The organism is Streptomyces subrutilus (assembly GCF_001746425.1).
Classification (GTDB): Bacteria; Actinomycetota; Actinomycetes; order Streptomycetales; family Streptomycetaceae; genus Streptomyces; species Streptomyces subrutilus_A.
The window spans coordinates 1,280,283-1,306,784 of record NZ_MEHK01000001.1 but is presented as its reverse complement, the minus strand read 5'-3'; the positions used below and the strand labels follow the sequence as shown (position 1 = coordinate 1,306,784).

21 protein-coding genes and 1 pseudogene are annotated in these 26,502 nt (G+C 72.1%); 17 read left to right on the top strand and 5 right to left on the bottom strand.

The window, feature by feature from the left end; all coding sequences use genetic code 11:
• Positions 1 to 37: 37 nt before the first annotated feature.
• The 9 genes from BGK67_RS06830 (at position 38) to BGK67_RS06790 (ending at position 11,339) form a co-directional block, all read left to right on the top strand.
• Positions 38 to 1,009, top strand: a complete 972-nt coding sequence (locus BGK67_RS06830; RefSeq protein WP_069923681.1) for a ParB/RepB/Spo0J family partition protein — start codon at positions 38 to 40, stop codon at positions 1,007 to 1,009.
• A 70-nt stretch (positions 1,010 to 1,079) separates the two neighbouring features.
• Positions 1,080 to 2,525 carry an MFS transporter gene (locus BGK67_RS06825; RefSeq protein ID WP_079154562.1) on the top strand — a complete coding sequence of 482 codons (1,446 nt, stop codon included), beginning with the start codon at positions 1,080 to 1,082 and terminating at the stop codon, positions 2,523 to 2,525.
• 90 nt (positions 2,526 to 2,615) lie between these two features.
• Positions 2,616 to 3,401, top strand: coding sequence for an SDR family NAD(P)-dependent oxidoreductase (locus BGK67_RS06820; protein WP_069919062.1), 786 nt, complete (start codon positions 2,616 to 2,618; stop codon positions 3,399 to 3,401).
• A gap of 12 nt (positions 3,402 to 3,413) precedes the next feature.
• Positions 3,414 to 4,670 (top strand): MFS transporter, encoded by a 1,257-nt coding sequence (locus tag BGK67_RS06815; protein ID WP_079154057.1) that lies wholly within the window; start codon positions 3,414 to 3,416, stop codon positions 4,668 to 4,670.
• A 4-nt stretch (positions 4,671 to 4,674) separates the two neighbouring features.
• A complete protein-coding gene (locus BGK67_RS06810) occupies positions 4,675 to 6,354 on the top strand; it encodes an FAD-binding oxidoreductase (protein ID WP_069919061.1) in 1,680 nt (559 codons plus the stop codon).
• A 327-nt stretch (positions 6,355 to 6,681) separates the two neighbouring features.
• Positions 6,682 to 7,878, top strand: coding sequence for a non-hydrolyzing UDP-N-acetylglucosamine 2-epimerase (wecB, locus tag BGK67_RS06805; RefSeq protein WP_069919060.1), 1,197 nt, complete (start codon positions 6,682 to 6,684; stop codon positions 7,876 to 7,878).
• Positions 7,879 to 7,900: 22 nt separating this feature from the next.
• The gene (locus BGK67_RS06800) at positions 7,901 to 8,671 is read left to right on the top strand and encodes a hypothetical protein (protein WP_069919059.1); all 771 of its coding nucleotides are present in this window, start codon (positions 7,901 to 7,903) and stop codon (positions 8,669 to 8,671) included.
• Positions 8,671 to 9,933 (top strand): FG-GAP repeat domain-containing protein, encoded by a 1,263-nt coding sequence (locus BGK67_RS06795; RefSeq protein ID WP_069919058.1) that lies wholly within the window; start codon positions 8,671 to 8,673, stop codon positions 9,931 to 9,933. The genes BGK67_RS06800 and BGK67_RS06795 overlap by 1 nt, the downstream gene beginning before the upstream one ends.
• Before the next feature lie 179 nt (positions 9,934 to 10,112).
• Positions 10,113 to 11,339, top strand: a complete 1,227-nt coding sequence (locus BGK67_RS06790) for an acyltransferase family protein (RefSeq protein WP_069919057.1) — start codon at positions 10,113 to 10,115, stop codon at positions 11,337 to 11,339.
• Between the two features lie 10 nt (positions 11,340 to 11,349).
• On the opposite strand, the gene BGK67_RS06785 is transcribed toward BGK67_RS06790, so the two are convergent.
• The gene (locus tag BGK67_RS06785) at positions 11,350 to 12,276 is read right to left on the bottom strand and encodes a helix-turn-helix domain-containing protein (protein ID WP_069919056.1); all 927 of its coding nucleotides are present in this window, start codon (positions 12,274 to 12,276) and stop codon (positions 11,350 to 11,352) included.
• A 167-nt stretch (positions 12,277 to 12,443) separates the two neighbouring features.
• Here BGK67_RS06785 and BGK67_RS06780 point away from each other — a divergent pair.
• From BGK67_RS06780 to BGK67_RS06760, 5 genes and pseudogenes are all read left to right on the top strand, one after another.
• Positions 12,444 to 13,867: pseudogene (locus BGK67_RS06780) on the top strand (MFS transporter).
• 72 nt (positions 13,868 to 13,939) lie between these two features.
• Positions 13,940 to 14,815 carry an alpha/beta hydrolase fold domain-containing protein gene (locus tag BGK67_RS06775; protein WP_069919055.1) on the top strand — a complete coding sequence of 292 codons (876 nt, stop codon included), beginning with the start codon at positions 13,940 to 13,942 and terminating at the stop codon, positions 14,813 to 14,815.
• Positions 14,812 to 15,348 (top strand): hypothetical protein, encoded by a 537-nt coding sequence (locus tag BGK67_RS06770; protein WP_069919054.1) that lies wholly within the window; start codon positions 14,812 to 14,814, stop codon positions 15,346 to 15,348. Before BGK67_RS06775 ends, BGK67_RS06770 begins: the two co-directional genes overlap by 4 nt.
• Positions 15,349 to 15,361: 13 nt before the next feature.
• Positions 15,362 to 16,357 (top strand): LLM class flavin-dependent oxidoreductase, encoded by a 996-nt coding sequence (locus tag BGK67_RS06765; protein WP_069919053.1) that lies wholly within the window; start codon positions 15,362 to 15,364, stop codon positions 16,355 to 16,357.
• The gene (locus BGK67_RS06760) at positions 16,354 to 17,799 is read left to right on the top strand and encodes a glyceraldehyde-3-phosphate dehydrogenase (protein ID WP_069919052.1); all 1,446 of its coding nucleotides are present in this window, start codon (positions 16,354 to 16,356) and stop codon (positions 17,797 to 17,799) included. Before BGK67_RS06765 ends, BGK67_RS06760 begins: the two co-directional genes overlap by 4 nt.
• A gap of 99 nt (positions 17,800 to 17,898) precedes the next feature.
• Here the strand turns inward: BGK67_RS06760 and BGK67_RS06755 are convergent, their stop codons facing one another.
• The 4 genes from BGK67_RS06755 to BGK67_RS06740 all read right to left on the bottom strand — a co-directional run bounded on the left by BGK67_RS06755 (position 17,899) and on the right by BGK67_RS06740 (position 21,217).
• Positions 17,899 to 18,690: an ABC transporter permease gene (locus BGK67_RS06755; protein ID WP_069919051.1), complete on the bottom strand. Its 792-nt coding sequence runs from the start codon at positions 18,688 to 18,690 to the stop codon at positions 17,899 to 17,901.
• The gene (locus BGK67_RS06750) at positions 18,687 to 19,694 is read right to left on the bottom strand and encodes an ATP-binding cassette domain-containing protein (RefSeq protein ID WP_079154056.1); all 1,008 of its coding nucleotides are present in this window, start codon (positions 19,692 to 19,694) and stop codon (positions 18,687 to 18,689) included. Before BGK67_RS06750 ends, BGK67_RS06755 begins: the two co-directional genes overlap by 4 nt.
• A 66-nt stretch (positions 19,695 to 19,760) precedes the next feature.
• Positions 19,761 to 20,606: a DUF4097 family beta strand repeat-containing protein gene (locus BGK67_RS06745; protein ID WP_069919049.1), complete on the bottom strand. Its 846-nt coding sequence runs from the start codon at positions 20,604 to 20,606 to the stop codon at positions 19,761 to 19,763.
• 92 nt (positions 20,607 to 20,698) lie between these two features.
• Entirely contained in the window at positions 20,699 to 21,217 is a 519-nt protein-coding gene (locus BGK67_RS06740) for a histidine kinase (protein ID WP_069919048.1), read from the bottom strand.
• 380 nt (positions 21,218 to 21,597) lie between these two features.
• Here BGK67_RS06740 and BGK67_RS06735 point away from each other — a divergent pair, with 380 nt between their 5' ends.
• The 3 genes from BGK67_RS06735 (at position 21,598) to BGK67_RS06725 (ending at position 26,495) form a co-directional block, all read left to right on the top strand.
• Entirely contained in the window at positions 21,598 to 22,692 is a 1,095-nt protein-coding gene (locus BGK67_RS06735) for a sensor histidine kinase (protein WP_069919047.1), read from the top strand.
• Entirely contained in the window at positions 22,680 to 23,357 is a 678-nt protein-coding gene (locus BGK67_RS06730) for a response regulator (protein ID WP_069919046.1), read from the top strand. The genes BGK67_RS06735 and BGK67_RS06730 overlap by 13 nt, the downstream gene beginning before the upstream one ends.
• Positions 23,358 to 23,495: 138 nt before the next feature.
• Complete coding sequence (locus BGK67_RS06725; protein ID WP_079154055.1) at positions 23,496 to 26,495, top strand: helix-turn-helix transcriptional regulator; 3,000 nt, start codon at positions 23,496 to 23,498, stop codon at positions 26,493 to 26,495.
• Positions 26,496 to 26,502: the final 7 nt, after the last annotated feature.

Genomic DNA, 26,502 nt, shown 5'->3' with positions numbered 1-26,502 from the left:
ATCCGAAGTACCGAGCGGACGAAGGGAGGTGAACACCATGGGCAACCCGAACGCGACCAGCGCGGCGGACGCCTCCGACAGCGTCGTCGAGGTACCGGTCGGCGCGCTGCTCGCCGCGGACTCCCCGCGGGTCGTCCGCGTGGACGAGAGCCACGCACAAGGTCTCGCCCACTCCGGCCGGACGCTGCCTCCACTGCTCGTGCACCGCGACTCCATGCGGATCATCGACGGAACGCACCGGCTGCGGGCCGCCGTACTGCGCGGGCAGGACACGGTGGCGGTCACGTACTTCGACGGCAGCGCCGAAGACGCGTTCGTCCTCTCGGTCGAGGCGAACATCAGCCACGGGCTCCCGCTCACGCACGCCGAGCGGACGGCCGCGGCTTTACGGATCCTTCGGTCCCACCCGGACTGGTCCGACCGCGGCATCGCGCAGCGGACCGGGCTGGCGGCCAAGACCGTCGGGTCGCTGCGACGCCGAGACGGCCCCGGGCCCGACCCTCCGGGCCGCTTGGGCCAGGACGGCCGGATCCGGCCCGCCGATCCCGTGCGCGGCAGGGAAGCCGCGGCCCGGCTGCTCGCCGGGCGTCCCACGGCCTCCCTGCGGCAGATCGCACGGGAAGCGGGCATCGCGCCCTCGACCGTACGGGACGTCCGGCGCAGGATCGGCGAGGGCGCGGACCCCGTGCCCGCCGTGCAGCGGCGCTCCGGCCACGGCACCGCGCCCGCCCCGGCCCCGGTGCCCGCCCGCGGCCGGGGGCAGCCACTGCCCGCCCTGGTCACCAGCCTGTGCAAGGACCCCCTGCTCAGGCTGAGCGAAGCGGGCCGGCTCCTGCTGCGCATGCTCGACATCCAGGTGAGCGGGCTGCGGCAGTGGGAGCGGATCGTCGCCGCGATACCCCCGTACCGCGCCGAGACGGCGGCCGCCGCGGCCGCCCAGTGCGCGCGGGACTGGCAGGAACTCTCCGAAGAACTACGGCGCCGCGCCGCGGCGCAGACCCCTGCCTGAGCCGGCTTCCCCGGCAAGTACCGGCCTTCGAAGCCGAAGGCCTCCGTTGTGATGGAAAGGATGTATGGCGATGTCGGTTGTCGAGGGAGCGCGTGTTGACGCGGGTGAAGGGGAGGGGGGAGAAGCCGGGGGGCCGGTCCGTCTGGACGGGCGTCTGAAGCTGGTGCTTGTGGTGTTGCTGGTGGCGCAGTTCATGCTGGCGGTTGATTTCTCGATTCTGAACGTGGCGTTGCCGGTGATCGGTGACGGGCTTGGCTTCTCGTTGTCGAATCTGCAGTGGATCGCGACGTCGTTCGCGTTGTGCGCGGCGGGTTTCACCCTGTTGTTCGGTCGGGTGGCGGATCTGTTCGGGCGGCGTCGGCTGTTCCTGGTGGGTCTTGCGGTGCTGGGTCTGTCGTCGTTGGCGGGCGGTCTGGCGACCACCCCGGAGATGCTCTTGGTGGCGCGTGTCTTCCAGGGTTTGGCGACGGCCGCGGTGACTCCGGCCGGCCTGTCCCTCCTCACCACCTCCTTCCCGGAGGGTCCGCTGCGGCAGAAGGCGCTGGGTCTCAACGGCGCTCTGATGTCGGCGGGGTTCACGACGGGCGCGATCCTGGGCGGTGTTCTGACGGACCTGCTGTCGTGGCGGTGGGCGTTCTTCATCAACGTGCCGGTGGCGCTCGCGGTGCTGCTGATCGCTCCCGTGGTGATCAAGGAGTCGCGTCCCGCTACCCGTCCGAAGCTGGACGTGCCGGGTGCGACGGCCGTCACTCTGGGTCTGCTCGCGCTGATCTACGGTCTGACGCAGGCGGGTGAGCACGGTTGGGGTTCGGGTTCGGCGCTGGGTTGGCTGGCGGCGGGTGTGGTGCTGCTGGTTGCTTTCTATGCGATCGAGTCGAGGACGGCGAGTCCGCTGGTACCCGTCAGTGTGTTGAAGAAGAAGACGGTGGCGTGGGGGAACGTGGCGGGTGTGATCGCGTTCCTGACGGAGACCAGTCTGGTGTTCCTGATGACGTTGTACCTGCAGGAGGTGCTGGACTTCTCGCCGCTGGCGGCGGGTCTGTCGTTCGGTGTGCTGGGTGTCGGTACGGTGATCGGCGGTTCGATCGCGCCGCGGGTGATCGCGGCGACCAGTACGCGTTCGACGCTGGTGGTGGGCGGTGTGCTGCAGGCGGTCGCGACGCTGAGTCTGATCGCGTTGGGTGAGACCTCGTCGAGCATGTGGCTGCTGCTGGTCGCGACGTTCGCGGGTGGGGTCGGGAACATGCTGGTGATCGTCGGGTTCATGGTGACGGCGACGACGGGGCTGCCGGACCACGAGCAGGGCATGGCGACGGGTCTGGCGACGATGACGCAGCAGATCGGTATCACGATGGGCACGCCGATCATGTCGGCGGTCGTCGCGGCGAACACCGACATCCACGCGGGGATCACGACCGCGGTCATCGTCAACACCGCGATCGTCGTGATCGGAACCCTCACCACCGCCCTCTTCCTCCGCAACAAGGCCGCCAAGGACCTCACGCCCGCCGCCTGAGTCCTCGGCCGAAACATCCCCTCGCGAGGCGGCCCGGCACCGACGGTGCCGGGCCGCCTCCCCCAAGGCCTCCTCATCCCAAGGAACGTGATGGACCTCCGTATCGAAGACCGCGTGTACCTCGTCACCGGAGCGTCCTCCGGGATCGGCGAGGCAACCACCCGCCTGCTGGCGGCCGAAGGCGCCACCGTCGTCGGCGTCGCCCGCAAGCCCTGGAACACCGAAACCCTCGGCGGCCGGGTCAGCACCGTCACCGCCGACCTCACCGACCCCGCCGCGGCCCGACAGGTGGCCGACACGGTGATCGAGCGCCACGGCCGGCTCGACGGCCTCGTCAACAACGTGGGCGCGCTGGAATCGCGCACCGGGTTCCTCGACGTCACCGACGAGCAGTGGAACAGCACCTTCGAGGTCAACTTCCACTCCGCGGTCCGCATGACCCGCGCCGCCCTGCCCGCGCTCCTGGAGACCGGAGCGGGCGCCATCGTCCACGTCGCGAGCGAGGCCGCCCGCTTCCCCGATCCGGGCATCGTCGACTACGCCGCCACCAAGACGGCACTGCTCTCCGTCTCCAAGTCCCTCGCCGCCGAGTTCGGCGGACGCGGGGTGCGCTCCAACGTCGTCTCGCCCGGCCCCACCCGGACGGCCCTCTTCGACGCCCCGGGCGGCTTCGCCGAGCAGCTCGGCGAGCGGTTCGGCCTCCTGCCCGACGAGGCCGTCGACCACTTCATCCGCGAGGTACGCCGGCTGCCGAGCGGCCGCATCGGCACTCCCGACGACGTCGCCGGTGTCATCGCGTACCTGCTCTCCCCCCTCGCGGGCCAGGTCACCGGCGCCGAGTGGAGCGTCGACGGCGGCGCCCTGCGGCAGATCTGACCGGGATCCGCGATGCGACCCTCCCTCCTCGCCCTGGCCATCGGCGCCTTCGGCATCGGCACCACCGAGTTCGTCATCGTCGGCCTGCTCCCGGAGGTCGCCGACGACCTGTCCGTGTCCATCCCCTCCGCCGGCATGCTGGTCACCGGGTACGCCCTCGGCGTGGTCGTCGGCGCACCGCTGATGACCGCGGCGGGCGCCAGGCTGCCGCGCAAGACCATGCTCGTCGCGCTCATGGTCGTCTTCATCGCGGGCAACCTGCTCTGCGCCCTCGCCGGGGACTACACCGCCCTCATGGGCGGCCGGCTGATCGCCGCCCTCACGCACGGCGCCTTCTTCGGCATCGGGTCCGTCGTCGCCGCCGACCTGGTGGCACCCGACCGGCGGGCCAGTGCCATCGCCCTGATGTTCACCGGCCTGACCCTGGCCAACGTGCTCGGCGTACCGCTCGGCACCTTCCTGGGCCAGCAGTTCGGCTGGCGCTCGACCTTCTGGGCCGTCACCGGCATCGGGGTCGTCGGACTGCTCGGCCTCATCACCCTGGTCCCGCCGCAGCCGCGGCCGGAGAGCGGAGCGCTGCGCGCCGAACTCGCCGTCTTCCGCAAGCCCCAGGTGTGGCTGGCGCTGACCACGACGGTGCTCGGCTTCGGCGGTGTCTTCGCCTCCTTCACCTATCTCGCGCCGATGATGACCGAACTGGCCGGCTTCTCCGACGGGGCGGTCGCCTGGCTCCTCGTCCTGTTCGGCGCCGGGCTGTGCGTGGGCAACGTGCTCGGCGGCCGGGCCGCCGACCGGTCCCTGATGCCCAGCCTCTACCTCATCCTGGGCGGACTCTGCGTGGTACTGGTGATCTTCACCTTCACCTCGCGGGCCGCTCTGCCCGCCGCGATCACCCTGGCCGCCTTCGGGGCCATCGGTTTCGCGACGGTACCTCCGCTGCAGGCCCGTGTGATGCAGCAGGCCGCCGGGGCTCCGGCCCTCGCCTCCGCGGCGAACATCGCGGCCTTCAACCTCGGAAACGCCCTCGGGGCCTGGCTCGGCGGCCTCGCCGTCGCGCACGGCCTGGGCTGGACCTCGCCGACCTGGATCGGCGCCGGACTCGCCGCCGCCGGCCTGGGCACCGCGGCGCTGTCCGGACTGCTCGACCGCCGCGGCGACGGGCCGCCCCCGCAGGCCAAGGCGACGCCCCTCACGGCAACGCCCCCCAGGGCAACGCTCCCCGCTGAACCACTTCCCGCTGAACCACTCATCGAACAGAAGTCGAGGTAGACCCATGAACGGTGTCGATCGCCGGACGATGCTCACCCGCGGCGCGGCCGTCGTCGGAGGCGCGGCGGTGGCCGGCGCACTGGCCGGTCCCGCGGCGGCCACCGCGTCCCCCGCCCCCTCCGGCGGCGCGGCCGCCGGCGCCGGATCGGTCGTCAAGCCGGGTGATCCGCGCTACGAGATGCTCACCACCGGCAACAACCAGCGCTTCGTCGCCCGTCCGGACTACATCAAGATGGTCCGCTCGACCGCGGACGCCGAACGCGCCCTCAGAGACGCCGTCCGCGCGGGCAAGCGGGTCTCGGTGCGCAGTGGCGGCCACTGCTTCGCCGACTTCGCCGCGCACCCGGAGACGGAGGTCATCATCGACTTCTCGGAGATGACGCACGTCGGCTACGACCCGGCCTTCCGCGCATTCGTCGTGGAGGCGGGCGCCCGCCTGATCAATGTGTACGAGGCCCTGTACAAGGGCTGGGGCGTCACGATCCCGGGCGGGATCTGCTACAGCGTCGGCGCCGGCGGACACATAGCCGGCGGCGGGTACGGCCTGCTCTCCCGGGCCCACGGCCTGGTCGTCGACCACCTCTACGCCGTGGAGGTCGTGGTGACGGACGGGAAGGGCGCGGTCCGCACGGTCGTGGCCACCAGGGAGAAGGACGACCCGAACCGGGAGCTGTGGTGGGCGCACACGGGCGGGGGCGGCGGCAACTTCGGCCTGGTGACCCGCTATTGGTTCCGCTCCCCGGGTGCGAAGGGCTCCGTCCCCTCCGAACAGCTGATCTCCCCGCCGTCGACGGTCCTGGTGAGCGCCGTCGACTTCCCCTGGGAGCAGCTGACGGAGGCGAAGTTCACCCGGCTGCTGAAGAACTTCGGGGCCTGGCACGCCGCGAACAGCTCCCCCGACTCCCCGTACCGCAACCTCTCCAGCCTGTTCAACGTCAGTTCCAAGGCGCACGGCAGCCTGGGGATGTTCACCCAGGTCGACGCGACGGTACCCCACGCGCGCAAACTGCTCGACGACTACCTGGCGGCCATCACGGCCGGCACGGGCGTCACCCCGAAGGCGCTGACCCGCGCCACCGGTGAGCTGCCCGCGATGCCGCAGTTCGCGGAACCGAGGACCCTGCCCTGGCTCCAGGCGACCCGGCTGGTCGGCACCAACAACCCGACCATCACCAACCCCACCTCGCGCGGAGCGCACAAGTCCGCATACATGAGGAAAAACTTCACGGACCATCAGATACAGGCGCTCTACCACCACATGAGCCGGCCGGACTTCACGAATCCCGACACCATGCTGGTGCTGTTCTCCTTCGGCGGGCAGGTCAACGCCGCGGCGCCCGACGCGACGGCGAACGCGCAGCGCTCGTCCATCTTCAAGATGTGCTTCCAGACCTTCTGGCAGGAGGAGAGCGAGGACGAGTTCTACCTGGGCTGGCTGCGCGGCCTGTACGAGGACTTCTTCTCCCCGACCGGGGGCGTTCCCCTGATCGACGACAGCACCGACGGCTGCTACATCAACTACCCCGACCGCGACATCACCGACCCCCGGCGCAACCGCTCCGGCGTGCCGTGGCAGACGCTCTACTACAAGGACAACTACCCGCGCCTCCAGCAGGTGAAGAGGCGCTACGACCCGTCCGACTTCTTCCGGCACTCCATGTCCATCAAGCCCGCCCGCGGCTAGCGAGCCCGTCCGCCCGCTCCCTCGCCCGCCCTGGGCGCTTCCCCCGTTCGCGCTGTCCACAAGCCCCGCACTCCGTCCTCCGGAGTGCGGGGCTTGTGGCGTTTGCCGTCCAACTGTTCGAGTGATCGGGGGTGTTCGTTGACTCCCCGGCCGACTCCGGGAAAGCTGTGTCTTGGCCGGAAGAGGGCGCTGGAAAGCCCCTCGCAGTGAGATCCGATCCCCTGGCCAGCACCCGAGAAGAGCCCTTCCGCGGCCCCGCCGTGCCGCGCGCTCCCCCTGTCATGCCCTGGCTCGAAATGCCCCTCGTGAAGGAAGTAGAGGAAAACCATGCGTTCCGTCGCCGTAGTCCTCGGCACCCGGCCCGAAGCCATCAAGTTCGCGCCGGTCATCCGCGCCCTCCAGGAAGACCCGCGCTTCGAGCCCGTCGTGATCTCGACCGGGCAGCACCGCCAGATGCTCGACGAGACACTCGACGCCTTCGGCCTCACCGCCGACGTCGACCTGAAGGTGATGGCGCCCAAGCAGACCCTCTCCCAGGTCACCTACCGCTCGCTGCGCGGCCTGGAGGACTACTTCGCCACCGCGCCCGCCGACGCGGTCCTGGTCCACGGTGACACCGCCACCACCCTCACCGGCGCCCTGGCCGGGTTCCACCAGCGGATCCCCGTCGTCCACGTCGAGGCCGGACTGCGCAGCGGCCGGCTCGGCTCCCCCTTCCCCGAGGAGGGCAACAGACGGCTCGTGGCGCAGATCGCCGCCCTGCACCTGGCCCCCACCCCCGGGAACCTGGCGAACCTGCTGCGCGAGGGCATCGCCGCCGACACCGTCACCGTCACCGGCAACACCGTCATCGACGCCCTGCGCTGGGCCAGCGGCCGCGCGCGGAGCTACGGCGTACCGGCCCTCGAAGACCTCGACCAGGACCCCCGCCGGGTCGTACTGGCCTCCGCACACCGCCGCGAGGCATGGCCGTACCTGCCGCAGATCGGGCAGGCCCTGGCCCGCATCGCCGACGAGCCCGGCGTCCGCGTCGTCGTCCCGCTGCACCGCAACCCCGTCGTCCGCGAGGCGCTCCTGCCGCACATCGGCGGTCACCCGGCCATCACCGTCGTCGACCCGCTGCCCTACCTCAGCTTCTGCAAGCTCATGGGCCGCGCCGACGTGATCGTCTCCGACAGCAGCGGCAGCCAGGAGGAGGGGCCCGCGCTCGGCAAGCCCACCCTGGTCCTGGGCGACGTCACCGAACGCTCCGAGGCCATCGTCGCCGGCACCGCCTGCCTCGTCGGAACCCGCACCGAGGGCATCGTCGCCCACACCCTGGAGCTGCTGCGCGACCAGGTCGCCTACGACCGCATGGCCAACGCCGCCAACCCGTACGGCGACGGCCTGGCCACCGTCCGCACCGTCGCCGCCATCGCCCACTTCTTCGGCCTGGGCCCCGCCCCCGAGCCCTTCGTCCCGGAGACCGCCGTCGACGAGCTCAGCGTGGAGCTCGCCCGTACGGCCGACTTCGCCCGCACCTGACCGACACCGAGAGGAAGCCCGTATGAGCGCCACCCCGTCCGCCACCGAACGCCCGCTGAAGTTCAGCTCCCCGTACCTGAGGGCCGACCTCGTGCGCGACGCCGTGGACTACACCATCGAAGGCCGCACGATCGTGGTCAACCCCGGTACCACCCCCGTGACCGTCGCCGAGGTACCGCGCAAGAGCATCCCCCCGCTCTCCTCGACGGTGCTCGCCGACACCCGCATCGAGAAGGCCGACGCACTGCTCCTGCTGCGCCCCGCAGCGGAGGACGTCGAGATGACCGGCATCACCCGGGAACCGGGCTGGCACCACCTCGCCGACCTGCTCGGCCCCGGGGAGTTCTCCCGCGACACCCCCCTCCACCGCAGCGCCCAGGACGAGATCAACACCGTCCTGTTCGACCCCGCCTACATCCTCGGCGAACGTGAAGCCGCCCTGGACCAGCGCGAGTTCAACGTCCGGGCCAACCTCTGGTTCGCGCCCGCCGGCACCGACTGCTTCATCCACAACACGCACGACTTCATCGAGGTCCACACCCAGGTGCACGGCCTGGGGCGCATGCAGCGGTTCCGCGACCACGACCAGGCCTCCCTCTACCAGGACGTCCTGATGAGCCCGGGCTACACCACCCCGGACCCGTTCTGCGCGACCGGCCCCCAGTGCAGCTACCACTACCCGATGCACCAGTACCGGGCCGACACGGACTGCGTCTGGCTCGCCATCGAGTACCACCCCGTACCCCGCGCCCTGCGCACCCTGCCCGTCCCCACCCTCTTGGAGAACCGCTGATGACCGCCACCGGCAAGGCCGCCACCAACAAGAACGGCGAGAACGTCCTGCGCGCCCCGAAGTTCACGGCCGAAATCGTCGCCGACCAGCTCCGCGACGGCTACTGGCTGGAGGCCCCGGACATCGACGGGGACGGCAAGCCCGACCTGTTCGGCTACGGGCTGCGGCTGGGCGAGATCTACTGGTACGCCAACGACGGCGACTGGACCCGCCGCCTGATAGCCGACCGCATCAAGATGCCCGTGGGCGCCGACTTCGCCGACGTCAGCGGCAACGGCCACCCCGACGTCATCGTCTGCTACGACCTGTACGGCCCGATCGGCACGATCCACGACGCCAACACCGAGGGCGGCAAGATCGACTGGCTGGAGAACCCGGGCACCCCCGACAAGGACGAGTCCCGCTGGAAGCGGCACTACGTCGGACGCGCCACGGGCATGCACCGCCTGCGCGCCGGCCACTTCACCCGCACCGACCGCCTCCAGATCATCGGCCTGCCGATCGTCGCCAAGGAAGACGTCCACGCCGTCCTGCCGGTCGTGCTGTTCACGCAGCCCGACGACGTGCACACCGCGGAGGAGTGGCCGATGACCGTCGTCGACGACAGCCACTTCCGGATGATCCACGGCGCCGAGAAGAAGCGGGGCCTGATCCCCGGCTCCGACCTCGAGTCCCTGCTCCTGGCCTCCGACGAGGGCGTCACCTGGCTCTACTACGACGAGGCCCGCGAGGAGTGGATCCGGGAGCTGATCGGCACCGGCGAGCTCACGCAGTTCGAGCAGACCGGCTTCCGCGGCAGCGGCGACCTCAACGCGGGCCGGCTCGGCGACGACCCGATGGCCTACGTCGCCGCCATCGAGCCCTTCCACGGCAACACCGTGGCCGTCTACACCAAGGCCGGGGAGGGCGAGGGCTGGAACCGGGTCCTGCTGGACGTGTACGGCGACCCCAACGAGAACGGCGAGGGCCCCGGCCACCAGATCGTCTGCGCCGACTTCGACGGCGACGGCGACGAGGAGTTCCTCGTCGCGCTGCGCGGCCCGTGGCCGTGGCAGGGCGTCATGTACTACAAGGCGATCGACGCGGCCAACGGCGTGTGGGCGAAGTGGCGGGTCTCCGAGGAGTCCGTGGCCCGCATCGCCACCGCCGACTTCAACGGCGACGGCCGACTGGACTTCGCGACCATCGCGTACTCCGTCCAGAACTACTACGTGGCCAAGGACGCCAAGCTCATGGTCTACCGCAACGAGATCGAGCAGTAGGCCCACGCCCCCGCGCACGCCCCTGCCCACGTCCCACCGGCCCGTCCCGCGAAGCCCCTCGCGCCACCGGCCGGCCCCCGCGACGCCCTTCGCGCCGCCGCCGGGACCGTGCACCGCACGGCGGAGCACGGCCCCGGCGGCCGTCCCCTGACGAAACCTCTTCCGAAAGAGCGACCCCTGTGGCCTCCTCGACGCCCTCCGAAGCCGCCAAGCGGGCGAAACTGCCCTCACTGACCGGCCTGCGGTTCTTCGCCGCCCTCCTCGTCTTCTTCTTCCACTCCTCCCTGACGGACTCCCCGATACCGCCCAACGCCCCCGTCAACCCCTTCGCCGACGCCTCGATCGCCGACGGCTACGCGACGGCCTTCGGCAAGGCCGGCTACCTCGGGGTCTCGTTCTTCTTCGTGCTGTCCGGCTTCGTACTGGCCTGGGCCTCGCGGCCCGGCGAGCGCGTCACGGCCTTCCTCCGCCGCCGACTCCTGAAGATCTTCCCCAACCACGTCGTCGTCTTCGCCGCCGCGATGGTCCTGTTCGCCGGAGCCGCGGTCACCAGCGTGGCCGACTGGCTGCCGAACCTGCTGCTGATCCACACCTGGTTCCCGCAGGCCAGTGTCAACCTGAGCGTGAACCCGCCCAGCTGGTCCCTCGGCAGCGAGCTGCTCTTCTACGTGCTCTTCCCGCTGCTGATCGTCCCGATCCGGCGGATCCGCGGTGCCGCCCTGTGGGTGTGGAGCGCTCTGATGGTCGTCGGCATGGTCGCCGTCCAGCTGGTCTCGACCCACCTCGTCCCCGACACCCCGAAGTCGGCCATCACCCCCGTCTCCGACCTGCAGTTCTGGTTCGGCTACCTGCTTCCGCTGGGCCGGGTCTTCGAGTTCGCCCTCGGCATCCTGCTCGCCCGCGTCGTCCTGGCCGGCCTCTGGCCGCGGCGCGTCGGTTTCGGCGCCGCGCTGGTCCTGACCGTGCTCGGCTACGCCGCCGCGCTCGTCGCCCCGTTCCAGTACGGATTCGTCGTCGCGACGATCGTTCCCGTCGCCGCGCTCATCGGCGCCACCGCCAATGCCGACGTACAGGGCCGCGCCACCTTCCTGCGCAGCCGGCCCATGGTCTGGCTCGGCGAGGTGTCCTTCGGGTTCTACCTCGTCCAGGGCGTCACGATCTTCTACCTGCGCTCGCTGCTGGGAGAGCAGACCTACAGCGTCCCCGTCGCCCTGCTGGTGATCGCCGGCTTCTTCTGCACCTCGCTGCTGGGCGGCTGGCTCCTCTTCCGCTTCGTCGAGATGCCGATGATGCGCCGCTTCGGCCGCGGCAGGCCCCGTACCCGGCAGGTCCCGGACCCGGTCACCGAGCCGTACGAGAACCCGGCCCCGGTCCCCGTCACGACCGGCGGCCGGACCGGCCGCTGACCCTCCCGCCCTACCGCTCCGCGCCCCCGCCGCCCGCGTCCGCATCCGCCGACGCGGGCTTCGCGCTGCCCGGCCCCGCACCGGCGGAGCCCGCGGTGAGGCTCGACAGCATGCGCAGCGCCGCGTCGGAGGGCGAGGACTCGGGGGCGCTGTAGAGCAGCATCCGGTGGTTCGTGCCGTCGGTGAGGTGCAGGTTCTCGAAGTCGAGGGTCAGCGGGCCCACGACCGGGTGGTGCAGCGTCTTCGTACCGACCGTGCAGTCCCGCACCGGGTGCTTGGACCACAGCGTCGCGAAGTCCGGGCTCTGCAGCATCAGGGAGCCGATGAGCTCGGCCAGCGCCCGGTCCTCGGGGTTGCGGCCGGCGACCAGGCGCAGCGCCGCGAGGGCGACGCGGGCCTCGCTCTTCCAGTCCGTGTACAGCTCCCGGGTGTGCGGGTCGAGGAACAGCATCCGCGTGAGGTTGGGGCGTACGGCCGGGTCGTCGGGGCTCGCGAAGTCGAGGTGTCCGGCGAGGAGGGCATGGCCGAGCGGGTTCCAGGCGAGCACGTTGTTGCGGCCGTCCAGCACGACGGCGGGGACCTGCGGCATGGCGGCGATCAGCCGGCGCGTGGTGTCCCGGGCGTACTCGGGCCGGGGGGACGCGGACCGCTTGGCGCGCGGCGGGCGGGCCAGGTTGAGCAGATGGGCGTGCTCGTCCGGGGTCAGCCGCAGGGCGCGGGCCAGGGCGTCGAGCACGCTGTCCGAGGCGTTCGTGCTCTGCCCCTGCTCCAGGTGCGTGTAGTACGTGATGCTCACCCCGGCCAGCAGGGCGAGCTCCTCGCGCCGCAGTCCGGGCACGCGCCGACGGGTGCCGTGCGAGGGCAGTCCGACGTCCTCGGGCTGGAGCTGGGCCCGGCGGGTACGGAGGAATTCGCCCAGGGCGGTGGGTGTGTCCATGCCCTCCAGTGTGCCGGGGGACTGCGCCGGACGCCGCCCCCGAAGGTGGCCCTGGCAGTGCTAGCTTGCCCGGCGCCAGCACAACCAGGGGGCTGGGTAACCCCTTCCGACCGGTCCAGAGTCGATCCCGCAACACCTTGTTGCGGTGATCGAGAGGAAGTGTCGAGATGTCGGTTGTCGAGGGAGCGCGTGCCGATGCGGGTACGGGGGTGGGGGAGGGGCCGGTCCGTCTGGACGGGCGTCTGAAGCTGGTGCTTGTGGTGTTGCTGGTGGCGCAGTTCATGCTGGCGGTTGATTTCTCGATTCTGAACGTGGCGTTGCCGGTGATCGGTGACGGGCTTGGCTTCTCGTTGTCGAATCTGCAGTGGATCGCGACGTCGTTCGCGTTGTGCGCGGCGGGTTTCACCCTGTTGTTCGGTCGGGTGGCGGATCTGTTCGGGCGGCGTCGGCTGTTCCTGGTGGGTCTTGCGGTGCTGGGTCTGTCGTCGTTGGCGGGCGGTCTGGCGACCACCCCGGAGATGCTCTTGGTGGCGCGTGTCTTCCAGGGTTTGGCGACGGCCGCGGTGACTCCGGCCGGCCTGTCCCTCCTCACCACCTCCTTCCCGGAGGGTCCGCTGCGGCAGAAGGCGCTGGGTCTCAACGGCGCTCTGATGTCGGCGGGGTTCACGACGGGCGCGATCCTGGGCGGTGTTCTGACGGACCTGCTGTCGTGGCGGTGGGCGTTCTTCATCAACGTGCCGGTGGCGCTCGCGGTGCTGCTGATCGCTCCCGTGGTGATCAAGGAGTCGCGTCCCGCTACCCGTCCGAAGCTGGACGTGCCGGGTGCGACGGCCGTCACTCTGGGTCTGCTCGCGCTGATCTACGGTCTGACGCAGGCGGGTGAGCACGGTTGGGGTTCGGGTTCGGCGCTGGGTTGGCTGGCGGCGGGTGTGGTGCTGCTGGTTGCTTTCTATGCGATCGAGTCGAGGACGGCGAGTCCGCTGGTACCCGTCAGTGTGTTGAAGAAGAAGACGGTGGCGTGGGGGAACGTGGCGGGTGTGATCGCGTTCCTGACGGAGACCAGTCTGGTGTTCCTGATGACGTTGTACTGCAGGAGGTGCTGGACTTCTCGCCGCTGGCGGCGGGTCTGTCGTTCGGTGTGCTGGGTGTCGGTACGGTGATCGGCGGTTCGATCGCGCCGCGGGTGATCGCGGCGACCAGTACGCGTTCGACGCTGGTGGTGGGCGGTGTGCTGCAGGCGGTCGCGACGCTGAGTCTGATCGCGTTGGGTGAGACCTCGTCGAGCATGTGGCTGCTGCTGGTCGCGACGTTCGCGGGTGGGGTCGGGAACATGCTGGTGATCGTCGGGTTCATGGTGACGGCGACGACGGGGCTGCCGGACCACGAGCAGGGCATGGCGACGGGTCTGGCGACGATGACGCAGCAGATCGGTATCACGATGGGCACGCCGATCATGTCGGCGGTCGTCGCGGCGAACACCGACATCCACGCGGGGATCACGACCGCGGTCATCGTCAACACCGCGATCGTCGTGATCGGAACCCTCACCACCGCCCTCTTCCTCCGCAACAGGCAGCAGCCCGGCAACTAAGGCAACTCCGCCTTGTGACACCACTGCCGTGGCGGCGAACGTTGGCCCCAGGCACGGAGGGAAGGAACCCCGATGGCAACACCCACCCACTCGGCCGCCGGAACGAACCGTGCCGCGGTCCGCTGGGAGCAGGTCCGCGTCCCCTCCCCGTCCGGCCCGGTCCCCGCCAGGGTGTACCGGCCGGGGGCGGCCGCACCGCAGGGCTGGCTGGTGTGGGCCCACGGCGGCAGCTGGCGCGCCGGATCGGCCCAGGACTGGCACGGCGCCACCGCCGAACTCGCCCGCTTCTCCGGCTTCGGCGTCGTCAGCGTCGACTACCGGCTGGCCCCCGAGGCCCGCCACCCGGCCATGGTCGAGGACGTCCTGGCCGCGCTCGACTGGGCCCGGGAGCGGGCCGGCGGCACCGTCCCCGTCGCCGCCGGCGGGGACAGTGCGGGAGCCACCCTGGCCGCTTGTGCCGCACTCGCCAGCCGCGACCGCGGCCTTCCGCTGGCGGCCCAGGTGCTCGCCTACCCGCCGCTGGACCCCGGGTGCACCGCGGCCTCGTACCACCGCTTCCCCGACATGTTCCCCACCGCGTCCTACCTGATCTCGGCCTGGCGGGCCTACCAGGCCCCCGGCCGGCCCCGCGCGGCCGACGGCACCCGCCTCTACAGCACCCCCTTCGAGGCGGCCGACCTGCGCGGACTCGCCCCGGCCGTCCTCGCCACCGGTGACCTCGATCCCGTCGGCGACGACGTGCACCGCTACGCGCGCCTCCTGCGTGCGGCCGGGGTGGAAGTCGCCCTGCGCGAGTTCCGCCAGACCGGCCACGGCGCCTTCCTGCAACCCGCCCGGACCCCGGCCGGGCCCGGCCCGCACAGCCCCGTGACCCTGCGCGGCTGGCTCGGACTGGCCCTGCACCTGCTCACCACCGAACGCCCAGACGAACCCACGGAGTCGGCATGACCACCCACGTCCACCCCACGTCCCAGGTCCCCAACCTCGACGCCCTGCTGCGGCACTTCGCCGATCTGCGCGACGGCGTCCACGGCGACGCCGTCACCCGCCCCGGCAAGGAGGAGCACTTCCGTACCGCCACCCGCCTCCTGGACCCGTACGCCCGCCAGGCCCTGGGCGAACTGAACGACGAACTCCTCCTCGGACAGGGCGTGGTGGACGCCACCGGTGTCGAGCGCGCCGAGGACGGGAGCCTCTTCCACGCCTGGACCCTGTGGTGGGACGAGCAGTCGTCCGCCGACATCCCGCCGGTCACGCTGTACGCGCACTACGGCGCCTCCTTCCACCACCCCCATCTGCGCGGGGCGACCGTCTCCGAGTGGCCGCTGAACGTCTTCGACGACGCACAGGCCGCCGCCGAGCTGCCCACGCTGCGCGCCATCGCCGCCGCCGACCTGCACAACCTGGTCTTCGAACGGGACTTCAGGATCGTTCCCGCGACCATGGCCGGCGCCTCCGGCATCCCGGCCCACCAGCACTGAAAGGCAGCGGACCATGACCAACCCCCGACTGTCCGTGCTGGACCAGACCCCGGTCGGCGAGGACCACACGCCCGACCAGGCGGTGCGTGCTTCCGTGGACCTCGCCCGCGCCGCGGAAGACCTCGGGTACACCCGCTACTGGCTCGCCGAACACCACGGCTCCCCGGGCTTCGGGGGCAGTGCGCCGGAGATCCTCGCGGGGGCCGTGCTCGCCCACACCTCGCGGATGCGGGTCGGCACGGGCGGGGTGCTGCTGCCCCGCTACCACCCGGCGAAGGTCGCCGAGGTCTTCGGCGTACTGGCCTCCCTCCATCCCGGACGGGTCGACCTCGGGATCGGCCGGGCCGGCGGCCCCGCGCACGACTTCCCCCAGCGGCTGGCGGACCTGCGCGCGCTCCTGGCCGAGGGCGGCGTCGTCCCGCACGCGCCGGTCCCGCCGCAGATGTGGCTGCTGGGCGCGGGACGCGAGTCGGCCCGCCTGGCCGGACACCTGGGCACCGAGTTCGCGTTCGGGCACTTCTTCTCCCCGGCCGGCGGCACGGCGGCGTTCCAGGACTACCGCGCCGCGTTCACGGCCTCCACCGGCCGTCGCGCGGGCGGGGCCCTCGCCGTGCGCGTGGTGACCGCGGACAGCGCCGGCCGCGCCGAGGAGCTGGCTCAGAGCCTGCTGCTGTGGCGGGCCCGCAAGGACCTCGGCCACGACCGTCCGATGCCCTCGTACGAGACCACCCGCCGCCACCGCTGGACGGGCGCGGAGCTGGAGCGGGCCAAGGTGCACCGGGCGTCCCTGGTCTCCGGGGCGCCCGAGCAGGTGCACGCCGCGCTGACGGCCCTGGCTGCCGCGCACGGGGTGGACGAGCTGATCGTCAACACCCTGACACCCGATCCGGCCGACCGGCGGCGTTCGTACGAACTGCTGGCCGAGGCGTTCGACCTCCCCCGCTTGATGGGCCAAACGGGGAACGGGTTAGCATATGAGCGCCGCCTAGCTCGAAAGATAAACCTGTGACTGTCAATGACGACTCGTTCACCAACTGGAAGAACCGCGAGGAGATCGCGGAGTCGATGATCCCGATCATCGGGAAGCTGCACCGGGAGCGCGACGTCACCGTCCTGCTCCACAGCCGCTCCCTGGTGAACAAATCGGTGGTGAGCATCCTCAAGACGCACCGCTTCGCCCGGCAGATCGCCGGCGAGGAGCTGTCCGTCACCGAGACGATGCCGTTCCTCCAGGCCCTCGCGGCCCTCGACCTCGGTCCCTCGCAGATCGACCTCGGCATGCTGGCCGCGACGTACAAGACGGACGACCGCGGACTGTCGGTCGCCGAATTCACCGCCGAGGCGGTCGTCGGAGCCACGGGTGCGAACAAGATCGAGCGCAGCGAGGGCCGCGACGTGGTCCTCTACGGCTTCGGCCGTATCGGCCGCCTCGTCGCCCGCCTGCTGATCGAGAAGGCCGGCTCCGGCAACGGCCTGCGGCTGCGCGCCATCGTCGTCCGCCAGGGCGGCGACCAGGACATCGTGAAGCGCGCCTCGCTGCTGCGCCGCGACTCCATCCACGGCCAGTTCCAGGGCACGATCACCGTGGACGAGGCGAACAGCACGATCATCGCCAACGGCAACGAGATCCGCGTGATCTACGCCAACGACCCGTCCGAGGTCGACTACACGGCGTACGGCATCCAGGACGCCATCCTCATCGACAACACGGGCAAGTGGCGCGACCGCGAGGGCCTCTCCAAGCACCTGCGTCCCGGCATCGACAAGGTCGTCCTGACCGCCCCGGGCAAGGGCGACGTCCCGAACATCGTGCACGGCGTCAACCACGACACGATCAAGCCGGACGAGCAGATCCTGTCCTGCGCCTCCTGCACCACGAACGCGATCGTCCCGCCGCTGAAGGCCATGGACGACGAGTACGGCGTGCTGCGCGGCCACGTGGAGACCGTCCACTCGTTCACGAACGACCAGAACCTCCTGGACAACTACCACAAGGCCGACCGCCGGGGCCGTTCCGCGCCGCTCAACATGGTCATCACCGAGACCGGCGCCGCCTCCGCCGTCGCCAAGGCGCTGCCCGACCTCAAGGCGCCGATCACCGGCAGCTCGATCCGCGTCCCCGTCCCGGACGTCTCGATCGCCATTCTGAGCCTGCGCCTGGGCCGCGAGACCACCCGCGAGGAGGTCCTCGACTACCTCCGCGACGTCTCGCTGCACTCGCCGCTCAAGCGCCAGATCGACTTCACCACCGCGCCCGACGCCGTCTCCATGGACTTCGTCGGTTCGCGCCACGCCTCGATCGTCGACGCCGGCGCCACCAAGGTCGACGGCGACAACGCCATCCTCTACCTCTGGTACGACAACGAGTTCGGCTACTCCTGCCAGGTCATCCGGGTCGTCCAGCACGTCTCCGGGGTGGAGTACCCGACCTTCCCGGTCCCGGTGGCCTGACCCCCGCCGCGACACGCACCGCACCGCACCGCACCCCGTCCCGGACTTCCGGGGCGGGGTGCGGTCGTCTGGGCGAGGCGCGGGCATCCGCCGGCGCCGCTACTTCGGGTCGCGGTCGAACAGCGCCGTGGACCAGAGGTAGCCGAGCAGCGCCAGGCCCAGGCACCAGGCCACGGCCAGCCACCCGTTGTGGCCGATCTCGGTGCCGAGGAGCAGCCCGCGCAGGGTCTCGATGGCCGGGGTGAACGGCTGGTACTCGGCGATCGGCTGGAACCAGCCCGGCATCGCGTCGACCGGCACGAAGGCGCTGGAGATGAGCGGAAGGACCATCAGCGGCAGGGCGTTGTTGCTGGCCGCCTCGGCGTTCGGGCTGGACAGGCCCATGCCGACGGCGATCCAGGTGAGGGCCAGGGACACGAGTGCCAGCAGGCCCACCGCCAGGAGCCACTCCACGGCGGTGGCGTCCGTGGACCGGAACCCGATGGCCACTGCGACGGCGCCGACCAGGAGCACGCTCATCACGCACTGCAGCACGCTGCCGATGACGTGTCCGATGAGCACCGAACCGCGGTGGATCGCCATCGTGCGGAAGCGGGCGATGATGCCCTCGGTCATGTCGTTGGACACGGACACCGCGCTGCCGATCGTGGTGCCGCCGATGGTCAGCATCAGGATGCCGGGGACGAGGTACGCGATGTACTCGGACCGGTCCGCCCCGCCGTCCCCGATGCCGGCGCTCATCACGTCGCCGAAGATGTAGACGAAGAGCAGCAGCAGCATGACCGGCGTGAGCAGCAGGTTCAGGGTGAGGGACGGGTAGCGCCGGGCGTGCAGCAGGTTCCGCCGCAGCATCGTGGACGAGTCGCGCACGGCGAGGGAGAGGGAGCTCATCGGGCATCTTCCTTGGGCTGGTCGGACCGGAGCGCCGCCGCGGAGCCGGTCAGGGCGAAGAACACGTCGTCGAGGTCGGGCGTGTGCACGGTCAGCTCGTCCGCCTCGATGCCGGCCGAATCCAGCCGGTCCAGGACGGAGCGCAGCTCGCGCTGGCTGCCGTCGCTGGGGATCTGCAGCGCCAGCGCCTCGTCGTCCCGGGTGACGGCGCCCAGCGCGGACGTGGCGGACCGGTACGCGGACGGGTCGGAGAAGCGCAGGCGCACGTGCCCGCCGGGCACGAGGCGCTTCAGTTCGTCGGCGGTGCCCTCGGCGGCGATCCTGCCGTCGTTCAGCACCGCGATGCGGTCGGCGAGCTGGTCGGCCTCCTCCAGGTACTGCGTGGTGAGGAAGACGGTCACGCCGCCGGTGACGAGCTCGCGGATGATCTGCCACATGTTGTGGCGGCTGCGCGGGTCGAGGCCGGTGGTCGGCTCGTCGAGGAAGATGATCCGCGGGTTCCCGACGAGGGTCATGGCGATGTCGAGGCGGCGCTTCATGCCTCCGGAGTAGCTCTGGGCGGGCTTCTTGGCGGCGTCGACGAGGTCGAACCGCTCCAGCAGGTCGGCGGCGACCCGCCGGCCCTCGCGCTTGGGCAGGTGGTGCAGGTCCGCCATCAGGAGCATGTTCTCCTCGCCGGTGATCAGTCCGTCGACGGCGGAGAACTGGCCGGTGACGCCGATCGCGGCACGCACCCCGTCCGGTGACGCGGCGAGGTCGTGGCCCGCGACCCGGGCCTGCCCGCCGTCGGCGGAGATCAGCGTGGACAGGATCTTCACGGCGGTGGTCTTGCCGGCGCCGTTCGGCCCGAGCAGCGCGAACACGGTCCCGGACGGGATGTGCAGATCGATGCCGTCGAGGACGGTCTTGTCGCCGTAGGCCTTGCGCAGACCGACGGCGGAGACGGCGGCCGGCGACGGGTGACCGTCACCTCGCCTTGAGGTGGGCATGACAGAAGAAGGCATGGAGCCCTCCGTTCTCAGGCTGGAGTGGTGGGGGAGAGGGGTGGGCCGGGCCGGTGCTTTCCGGGGTCAGGGCTTGGCGCGGCGGATGTCGATGTTGCCGTACCGGGTGCGGGCGCGGATCTTGACGGTGTCCTCGGTCTGCTCCGGGCTCTCGGAGGGGGTGAGCGTGTTGCGCACCTGGCCGGAGTTCGAGCTGACGTCGAGCCAGGCGGCCGTGCCCTCGCGGACGCCGACGTCGATGGCTCCGTAGCTGGTCTCCAACTGGACGGTGCCGCGGGCCACTTCCCCCACGCGCAGGGTGCCGTGGGCGGTGGTGGCGGTGACCGAGTCCTCCGCGCGCCGGATCTGGATGTCGCCGTTGGCGTTGCGCACCCGCAGCTCGCCGGTCGCGGCGCCGACGGTCGTGGTGCCGTGCGAGTTCTTGAGCACGGCGGTTCCGTCGACGAGGCCCACGCTCAGGCTGCCGGTGCTGGTGGTGATCTCGGCGCCGCCCTCGACCCGGTCCACGGTGATCGAGCCGTGCGACGCGGTCAGGTGCAGCGGGCCGGTGGTGTCGAAGCGGACGTCGCCGGACGAGGTCTTCACGCGGACCTCGCCGAGCCGGCCCTCGCCGAGCACCTGGGCCCATGCGCCGGTCATGTCGATGCGCGAATCCGTGGGCAGCTCGACCGTCACGTCGACGGTGCCGGTGCGGCCGACGAGGTAACGCGTCTTGGGGGTCCTGACGTTCAGTACGCCGCCCGCGTACGTGATCTCGGTCTGGTCGGCCGCCCGTACGTCCAGGTCCTTCTTCGGGTCGCGGGGCCGCACCTCGACGACGGTGTCGAGGCGGTCGCCCGCGGTGAACTGGATGGAGCCGGCCTCCACGTGCGCGGTGACCGAGATCGGTTCGGGAGTGTCGAAAGAAGGCATGGCTGTCCCGTCCTCTTGGCTCTTCAGGGCGTCCCCGCTGGTGGGACGCGGTGTGGGTGACGTGGTGACGTGGTGCGGACGGAGGAGCGCGGCTAGCGCACCCAGCCCGTGAAGCTCTGGCCGATCTGGGTCTTCTCCGTCGCACGCGGCCGCGTGCCGCCCTCGACCGCGGCCGATACGGCGCGCACCAGCCACGCGTTCACCGACAGGCCCTCGCGGCCCGCGGCCTCCTCGGCGCGCGCCTTGAGGTGGGCGGGCAGGCGCAGGTTGACGCGGGCGGTGCCGCCCTCGTCGCCCTCGGCGGGAGCCTGCGCGGCCGAGAGCGGTTCGACGGGCGCGGCCGGCTCCGCGGGGGCGCCGCCTCCGGTGGGCGGCGGCGTCACCACGAACTCGGGGTCGAGCCCGCGCAGCCGTACGTCGACCGAGCCGGGGGCGAGTTCGCGGGTGATCTCGTCCATCGCGGCGGAGAGCACGCCCAGCATGGTCAGCCGGGTCGCCGACTCCAGGGGAGCGGTGAGCCTCTCGGCGAGCTCGCGGGCTTCGTCGCCGCCGGCTTCGGCGGCCACCGCGAGTTCGCGGCGGAGGGTGTCGATATACGGCGTGAGGTCCATGGCGTCATCATGGCACCATAATGGCGCCATGCGCAAGCCTGTGGGGTGACGACCTGTGTCGGCATGCGCGTAGGCTGCTCTGACCTGTGTAAACGCGGTGGCGCCGACCCGGGGGAGGGTGGTGTCATGTATGCCCCGGCGGTCCTGCCGCGATCGGGTGGTGCCACATGGTGCCACTTGGCGCCACCTGGCGCCGAGCAGCACCCCTCCGGCTGGCCGGATGCTGCCGTCGGTACGCTCCTGCTGGGGCAAAATACGTGACATCAGCGGTGATCACGGGCGGGGTGGAGTGGTCGGTGGCGTCTCGGTCGATACGGCGATTACGGGCACTGCGCAGGACGACCGGGGTCGGGTCGGGGCTGCAGCGCGCCCAGTCCTTCATGATCCTGACCACCCTGCTCTACCGGGCGAGCCATCTGACGGTCGGCGTCCTCGCGGTGGCCCAGCGCCGGCAGGACCTCCCCCTGCAGTACGCGGGGATCGCCGCCGCCCTGGCACTCACCGCCCTGAGCTACGGCGCGGCCCTGCGGCGCGGCTGGTTCGACCGGCGGCACGTCTGGGCGGACGTCCTGGTCACCGGATGCGTACTGCCGCTCCTCCTCTGTACGTGGGGCGGGGTGGGTGAACCCGCCCTGCTCGGCTGGGGGATGCTGCTCGGCGGGTCTTCGAGCGCCGCCGCGGCCATCGCCCTCGAACGGTTCCAGGTCCTCGCGGCGGTCGCGCTCCTCCTGGTGACCCACCTCATCGGGTACCAGCTGGTGGGCGCGAGCCCCGCGGTCCTCGGCGGCCACGTCAACTCCCTGCTGTCCTCGGCCGTGATGGCCTGGGTCATGTGGTGGTACCTGCGCCGCCAGGGACGCCTCCTCGACGACGCCAACGCCCGTGCGCTGGCCGCCGAGGCGCACAAGGCGCGCTACGCCGAACGCCTGGAGCACCACCGGGCCCTGCACGACACCGTCCTGGCCACGCTCACCACCCTCGCCGCCGGCGGGATCGACGCCAACGCGCCCCTGGTGCGCGAGCGGTGCGCCCGCGAGGCCGCGTACCTGCGCCGGCTGATCCAGCAGACCGCCGACGAGGTCCACCACCGGGAGATCGGCCAGGCCCTGGAGGAGGCGGTGGGATCCGTGGAGAGCCTGCAACTACGGGTCACCGCCCAGTACCACGACCTCCCGCAGGTCCCGCCCGAGGTCGCCGCCGCCTTCGCCGACGCCGCCCGCGAGGCCCTGAACAACGTACGGCGGCACGCGGGCACCGGGCACGCCTACCTCACCGCGACCGGGGACGGCGACGGTCGCGGCGGGGCCGTCGTCACCGTGGTCGACCGGGGCCCGGGATTCGACCCCGAGCGGTACGTGCCCGGCCTCGGGCTGCGCGGCTCGGTCCGCGAGCGGATGGCCGAGGTGGGGGGCCTGGCGACCGTGGACACCGCTCCCGGCGAGGGGGTACGGGTGGAGCTGAGATGGCCCCGGTGACCACGGTCGGGGTGGTCGACGACGACCGGATGCTCCTCGACGGCATGCGGGCCTGGCTGGGCGCGGTCCCCGAGCTGCGGCTGGTGGCGACCGCGGCCACGGTGGGGGAGCTGCTCGGCGCACCGGCCGCGCCGGAACTCCCCAACCCCCCGCCCCCCTCGGGGTACGTCCCGCCCGATGTCGTCCTGCTGGACCTCGTACTGCGGGACGGCTCCGCCCCCGCCGACAACATCCGCCGCCTGCTGCGGGCCGGCAGCCGGGTCCTGATGATCAGTACCGTCCCGGACCGCTCCCGGATCATCGAGGCGCTGCGGGCCGGCGCCGACGGCTACCTGACCAAGGACAACGACCTGCCGACGCTGGTCGCCGCCATCGAGGACGTCGCGGCGGGCCGCGGGGCCCACTCCGCGGAACTCGCCTTCGCCTGCGCGCACGACACCGGCCCCGACCGGCCCCGGCTCTCCCCCCGCGAGCGGCAGGTCCTGCTCGACTACGCGTCCGGGATGACTCTCAAGTCCGCCGCCCGGCGTGCGGGCATCACCGTCCACACGGCCAAGGACTACCTGGACCGGGTCAAGGCCAAGTACCGGCAGGCGGGCCGCCCCGCCTACACCAAGCTGGACCTGGCCCGGCGGGTGCGCGAGGACAGCCTCGACGGGGGCTGACCGCCCGGCGCAAGCCCCCCAAACGGACGGCTACGGGAGGCGGTTCCCGCTTTGTATCGTCGGGTCCGGCGACGACCTCGGCGCCGTTCGCTCCGCCAGGCGACCGCACTTCCGCTTCCCCGCGACCAGGAGAGGCAGATGACACAGCTGTACGACCGCACCACCGCGGGCATCGACACCGGGCACCTCGCGCTAGGGGAACTCATCGGCAGGCAAACCGAGATGGCGCAGGTCACGGCCGCCCTGGCCGCCGCCCGGCAAGGCCGGGGAGGCGCGGTCCTCGTCACCGGCGAACCCGGCATCGGCAAGACCCGGCTCGCCGCCGAAGCCCTCGCCGCCGCGGCCGAGGCACGGATGGTCACGGCGCACGGCCGCCCCGGCACGATGGGCCCCCGCGTCCCGTACCGGCCGCTGATCGAAGTGCTGCTCCTGCTGTCCCGTGCCGGCCTGCTGCCGGAGCCGGACGAGCTGGGCCGCTACGGACCGGTGCTCGGCCGCCTGCTGAGCGGGAGCGGGGCCGCGCGGGCCGTGGACGTGTCCCCCCTCATGGTCGCCGAGACGGTGCTGCGCCTGACCGCCTTCCTGGGACGGGAGCGGGGCTGCCTGCTCGTCCTCGACGACCTGCACGAGGCCGACGCGGGGACGCTGGCCGTCGTCGAGTACCTGCTGGACCACATCGGGCAGCAGCCCGCCGTGCTCCTGCTCGTCGCGGGGCGCGAACCGTGCGGGGCGGCCGAACTCGCCGCGCGGGCCCGCCGGCTCGGGACCGCGACGGTGCTCGAGCCGCGCCCCCTCAGCCGTGGCGAGGTGCGCCTGCTCGTCGCGGCCGAGCTGGGCGCCGGCGACCCGGAGGCCGACGCCGAACTCGTACGGCGGGCGGCGGCCGACGGCGCCGGGATCCCGTTCGTGGTCAAGCAGCTCGTCCACGACCTCACCGGCCACCCGCCCGGCGACGGCCGGACGCCGCCGGTCCCCGCCGCCGTCGTGGACGACATCGGGCGGCGGGCCGCGAAGCTCGGCCCGTTCGGTGTGGAACTCCTCGGCACGGCGGCCCTGTTCGGCCCGCGCTTCCCGGCGGCGGTGCTCCCGTACGCGACGGACCGCGACCCCGCGGAGGTGTCCGTGACCCTGCACGCCGGGGTGGCCGCCTGCCTGATCGTGCCCGACGCGTCGAACCCGCAGTGGTACGCCTTCCGGTACCCGCTGGCCGCACAGGCCCTGCTCGACGGGCTCGGACCGGGTGAACGCGCCGGGTACGCGCGGCGGGCGGCGCGCGCCCTGGCCGACCTGCACCCCGGGCTGCCGGGGACCTGGCGCGCGCAGGCCGCCGAGCTGGCCGCGCACGCCGGCGAGACGCGGGCGGCCGTCCGGCTGTACTGCGAGGCGGCGGAGCAGGCGATGGCCGGGGGCACGGCGGACCGGGCGGTGGAGCTGCTGGTCCGGGCACACCGTCTCGCAGACGCAGACGCAGACGCAGACGCAGACGCAGACGCAGACGCAGACGCAGACGCAGACTCCGACCCCGGCGCCGTGCCCGGAGCGCACGCCGCCGTACTGGAGCAACTGCTCGACGCCCTCATCTCCTCGGGCCGCTTCGACCTGGTGCCCGCGCCGGTCACCGGCCCGGAGGCGCTGGGCGGCGCCCCCGCCGTACCCGCCGGGCTCCGGGCCGGAATCCACGCACGACTGGCCCGGATCGCCACCCTGAGGGGCCGCCCCGCGGAAGCCCTCGGGCACCTGGACACCGCCCGCTGCCTGCTCGGGGACCACCCGGACCCGGCCCGCGCCGCCCTCGTCGACCTCGCCGCCGCCCACGTGGAACTGTGCCGCTTCGCGCCCGACCGGCTGTCCACCGCCGCGGCCTCCGCCCGCCGGGCGGCGGACGCGGCCCGGCACGCCGGCCTGCCGGCCGTGGAAGGCGACGCCCTGCTGGTGCTCGGGGAGCTGGCCCGCGAGCGGGACGAGCCGGCCGCGCTGGCCCACCTCGACCGCGCCCGCGCCCTCGCCCACGAGCACCGGCTCCCCGCACTCAGGGTGTCCGCCGAAGCGCACCTGGCCCGGATCGCGACGGAGCGCGACGGCCGGCCCGCGCGGGTCGAGCGGGCCCGGCAGCAGGCCCTGCGGACGGGCGCCCTGCCCCTGGCGCGCGAGACCGGCTTCGTCCTCGCCCTGGAGGACGTCCGGCGCTGCGAGTTCGGGGCCGCCCGCGACCGGATCCGCGCGGAGGCGGCCGAAGCTGCCGGGCTGGGACTGGGCCGGACCCTGGCCCTGCTGCGGCTGGCCGACGCGGTGCGCTGCGCCCACCAGGGGCGGCGCGCCGAGATGCGGGAGGCGCTGGAGGCTTTGGCCCCGCACCTCGACGACGCGCCGGGCCTGCGGTCCATGGCGTACGGGACGGCGCGGGCGTTCTGCTCACTGCTGGAGGAGCGGCACGAGGCGGCCGAGCAGGAGTTCGCGCGGGCCCTCGCCTACGACGCGGAGAATCCCTCGACCGGCGACTTCGGCAGGCACGGCGTCATCCTGCTGCTCGGCGTGCTGGCCGGGCGCATGGGGCGGCGCCACCACGCCGAGGTGGCGGAGGCGAGCGTCAGCGGCACCCGCTGGAACCGCCCCTTCGTCGGGCTTGCGCACGCCGTGCTGCTGGGCCGCGAGGGCCGCACCGCCGAGGCGGCGGCCGCGGCGCGCGCGGCCCTGGAGGCGGCCGAGCCCTACCCCGTGGCCCGCCACCTGTGTCTGCGGCTGGTCGCCCGCACGGCCCACACCGACGGCTGGGGTGCCCCGGCCGACTGGCTGCGCGAGGCGGAGGAGTACTTCCACGGCGCCGGCGTCCAGGCGGTGGCGGGCGCCTGCCGGGCCCTGCTCCGCGGGATGGGCGCACCGGTCCGCCAGCGCCGCACCGGCACCGAGCAGGTGCCGGCGGTCCTGCGCCGGTGCGGCATCACCGCCCGCGAGTTCGAGGTGGCCCGGCTGCTCGCCGAACGGATCGGCAACAAGGACATCGCCGGCCGGCTGCACATCTCGCCGCGCACCGTCGAGAAGCACGTGGCGAGCCTCCTGCAGAAGACCGGCCACCCCAACCGGTCCGCGTTCGCCTCGGCCGCCCGCGACCTGCTCACCGGCACCCCGGCCCCGGCCTGATCCGCAA

What these genes read in the sequence shown, in the direction of transcription:
- BGK67_RS06830 (WP_069923681.1), top strand. Translation starts at nt 38, where the DNA reads ATGGGCAACCCGAACGCGACCAGCGCGGCGGACGCCTCCGACAGCGTC.
- BGK67_RS06825 (WP_079154562.1), top strand. Translation starts at nt 1,080, where the DNA reads ATGTCGGTTGTCGAGGGAGCGCGTGTTGACGCGGGTGAAGGGGAGGGG.
- BGK67_RS06820 (WP_069919062.1), top strand. Translation starts at nt 2,616, where the DNA reads ATGGACCTCCGTATCGAAGACCGCGTGTACCTCGTCACCGGAGCGTCC.
- BGK67_RS06815 (WP_079154057.1), top strand. Translation starts at nt 3,414, where the DNA reads ATGCGACCCTCCCTCCTCGCCCTGGCCATCGGCGCCTTCGGCATCGGC.
- BGK67_RS06810 (WP_069919061.1), top strand. Translation starts at nt 4,675, where the DNA reads ATGAACGGTGTCGATCGCCGGACGATGCTCACCCGCGGCGCGGCCGTC.
- wecB (WP_069919060.1), top strand. Translation starts at nt 6,682, where the DNA reads ATGCGTTCCGTCGCCGTAGTCCTCGGCACCCGGCCCGAAGCCATCAAG.
- BGK67_RS06800 (WP_069919059.1), top strand. Translation starts at nt 7,901, where the DNA reads ATGAGCGCCACCCCGTCCGCCACCGAACGCCCGCTGAAGTTCAGCTCC.
- BGK67_RS06795 (WP_069919058.1), top strand. Translation starts at nt 8,671, where the DNA reads ATGACCGCCACCGGCAAGGCCGCCACCAACAAGAACGGCGAGAACGTC.
- BGK67_RS06785 (WP_069919056.1), bottom strand. Translation starts at nt 12,276, where the DNA reads ATGGACACACCCACCGCCCTGGGCGAATTCCTCCGTACCCGCCGGGCC.
- BGK67_RS06775 (WP_069919055.1), top strand. Translation starts at nt 13,940, where the DNA reads ATGGCAACACCCACCCACTCGGCCGCCGGAACGAACCGTGCCGCGGTC.
- BGK67_RS06770 (WP_069919054.1), top strand. Translation starts at nt 14,812, where the DNA reads ATGACCACCCACGTCCACCCCACGTCCCAGGTCCCCAACCTCGACGCC.
- BGK67_RS06765 (WP_069919053.1), top strand. Translation starts at nt 15,362, where the DNA reads ATGACCAACCCCCGACTGTCCGTGCTGGACCAGACCCCGGTCGGCGAG.
- BGK67_RS06755 (WP_069919051.1), bottom strand. Translation starts at nt 18,690, where the DNA reads ATGAGCTCCCTCTCCCTCGCCGTGCGCGACTCGTCCACGATGCTGCGG.
- BGK67_RS06750 (WP_079154056.1), bottom strand. Translation starts at nt 19,694, where the DNA reads ATGCCTTCTTCTGTCATGCCCACCTCAAGGCGAGGTGACGGTCACCCG.
- BGK67_RS06745 (WP_069919049.1), bottom strand. Translation starts at nt 20,606, where the DNA reads ATGCCTTCTTTCGACACTCCCGAACCGATCTCGGTCACCGCGCACGTG.
- BGK67_RS06740 (WP_069919048.1), bottom strand. Translation starts at nt 21,217, where the DNA reads ATGGACCTCACGCCGTATATCGACACCCTCCGCCGCGAACTCGCGGTG.
- BGK67_RS06735 (WP_069919047.1), top strand. Translation starts at nt 21,598, where the DNA reads ATGATCCTGACCACCCTGCTCTACCGGGCGAGCCATCTGACGGTCGGC.
- BGK67_RS06730 (WP_069919046.1), top strand. Translation starts at nt 22,680, where the DNA reads ATGGCCCCGGTGACCACGGTCGGGGTGGTCGACGACGACCGGATGCTC.
- BGK67_RS06725 (WP_079154055.1), top strand. Translation starts at nt 23,496, where the DNA reads ATGACACAGCTGTACGACCGCACCACCGCGGGCATCGACACCGGGCAC.